The organism is Paenibacillus sp. PastM-3 (assembly GCF_029893965.1).
In the GTDB taxonomy this organism is placed as follows: Bacteria; Bacillota; Bacilli; order Paenibacillales; family Paenibacillaceae; genus Paenibacillus_AQ.
The window spans coordinates 1-1,877 of sequence record NZ_JARXXP010000071.1 but is presented as its reverse complement, the minus strand read 5'-3'; the positions used below and the strand labels follow the sequence as shown (position 1 = coordinate 1,877).

Here is a 1,877-nt window from a genome sequence, read left to right as displayed (position 1 = left end):
GGATCATTGCAGATTGCAGGGTATCCGATGTTGACAATGGGCGATAAGGTATACCATTATTCCACACAACTGGCTGGCCTGATCGCGGCTACGGACGCTGCAAATGATGGGATTCCCTACGTGTCGCCGTCCAATAAGGCACTGCAGGCCGATGGTACAGCGCTGGCTGATGGCACCGATCAATTTTTAGGTCCGGATCAGGCAACCTACCTGAACAGCCTTGGGATTATGACGGCCGTTAATTTGGGTACCAGCGGCTGGAGGTCTTGGGGCAATAACACCGGAGCATTCCCCGGCAGCTCAGACCCTAAAGACAGCTTTATCCCCATCCGCCGGATGTTTAGCTGGGTCGGTAACAGCATCATCCTGACGTACATGCAGAAGGTTGATAGTCCCATGAACACAAGGCTGATCACGACCATTACTGACAGCATGAATATCTGGCTAAATGGCTTGACCAGTGCCGGGGCTCTACTGGGTGGCCGGGTTGAATTTAATGCCTCTGAAAATCCGGTAACGGATCTGATGGCCGGCAAAATCAAGTTCCATCTGTTCATCACGCCGCCAGGACCGGCGCAAGAAATCGGGTTCCTGCTGGAATACGACACATCATATCTGGCCGCGCTGTTCGCGGCGTAAGAAAGGAGGAGCGAAATGCCACAAGTACCTGAAAAATTAACGAATTACACGGCTTATCGCGGCGGTACAGAGCGGTTGGGTACCGTTGATGTGGAATTGCCAAACTTGGAGGCGCTGACTGAAACGGTCTCTGGAGCGGGCATTGCCGGGGAAGTAGACAGCCCGACTCTCGGGCACTACGGCAGCATGGAAACAACGCTCAATTTCCGGACACTGGATGTTCCAATGCTGAGGCTCGCTGCTCCAGTTGCCCACGCTTTAGACTTTCGTGGTTCGCAGCAGGTTTTTAATTCAACGTCTGGACAATACGAAAGTCAGGCAGTCCGGGTAAGTGTACGGGCTATTCCTAAGACCACAACCGGCGGGACTCTGGCTGTTAATGCGACAACCGGCAGCAGCATATCGCTGGAATGCATTTACTACAAAGTTGTGGTTGAAGGACGGACGATCATTGAGATTGATAAATATAACTTTATCTGCATCATCGACGGTGTTGACTACATGGCTAAAATCCGTGAAAATCTGGGAATGTGAGGGATTAAATAATGGCTAATGAAAAGAATACTGTAGTTGAGGCTGACGAGCGGGTTTATACGCTTAGTCGGCCTTTTGATTTTGAAGGGGAGACTATCACGGAATTGACTTTGGATTTTGGTCGTCTGGTCGGGGATGATCTTATTAAAGTGGATAAAATTATTGCTGGCGATTCCAGTAATCAAAGTTTTGTCAAGGCATTGAGTCTGCCTTACCAGTTGCATATTGCTGCCATGGCAGCAGAGAAGCCATATGAGATTTTTGGCAAGATGCCGGCCAAAGACGTGTCGAAAATTGCTCTGCGGGCACAAGGTTTTTTGCTGGGTTAGGGTTGGCTGATAAGGAGGGGCCGCGCAAGCTGAGGAAGCTGGCAGCGGCCTTTTCGTCTGCTTATTTTTCGCCAATCCCTTACTGGCTCGGGATGCCAATAAAAGAGCTCTATGAATGGGTGGATACAGCGAATGAGCTGACAGAGGAGCGAAACCGGCAGCGCAAGGGGTGAGGTAACCAATGGCCGGCAAAGAGTATAAAATAGCGTTTGAGCTGCAGGCGAAACTGGAATCCAGTTATAACAACATTATCCACAAGGTGCTGGATAACCTGGATAAAATTCAGGATACAGCCCGGGCTATCGAAGCAATCCGGATCTCTGGAGATATGGTTCGACCTCTACGGGATGGCCTGCAGGCAGCCGAGCGGGAGTT

At 50.6% G+C, this 1,877-nt stretch carries 5 protein-coding genes; all 5 read left to right on the top strand.

Annotated features, from left to right (window positions below):
* The coding region (locus tag M2108_RS31285; RefSeq protein WP_481856975.1) for a phage tail sheath family protein at positions 1-639 on the top strand (639 nt) is incomplete at its 5' end.
* A 15-nt stretch (positions 640-654) separates the two neighbouring features.
* Positions 655-1,173 carry a phage major tail tube protein gene (locus tag M2108_RS31280; RefSeq protein WP_277506481.1) on the top strand — a complete coding sequence of 173 codons (519 nt, stop codon included), beginning with the start codon at positions 655-657 and terminating at the stop codon, positions 1,171-1,173.
* Positions 1,174-1,184: 11 nt separating this feature from the next.
* On the top strand, positions 1,185-1,502 hold the full coding sequence (locus tag M2108_RS31275) for a phage tail assembly protein (protein WP_277473375.1): 318 nt from the start codon (positions 1,185-1,187) through the stop codon (positions 1,500-1,502).
* Between the two features lie 2 nt (positions 1,503-1,504).
* Positions 1,505-1,675: a hypothetical protein gene (locus M2108_RS31270; protein WP_277473362.1), complete on the top strand. Its 171-nt coding sequence runs from the start codon at positions 1,505-1,507 to the stop codon at positions 1,673-1,675.
* A gap of 8 nt (positions 1,676-1,683) precedes the next feature.
* The coding region (locus tag M2108_RS31265; protein WP_277473376.1) for a hypothetical protein at positions 1,684-1,877 on the top strand (194 nt) is incomplete at its 3' end.

Bases quoted from the DNA above. Each gene is read 5' to 3' on its own strand.
- M2108_RS31275 (WP_277473375.1), top strand. From the start codon at position 1,185: ATGGCTAATGAAAAGAATACTGTAGTTGAGGCTGACGAGCGGGTTTAT.
- M2108_RS31280 (WP_277506481.1), top strand. From the start codon at position 655: ATGCCACAAGTACCTGAAAAATTAACGAATTACACGGCTTATCGCGGC.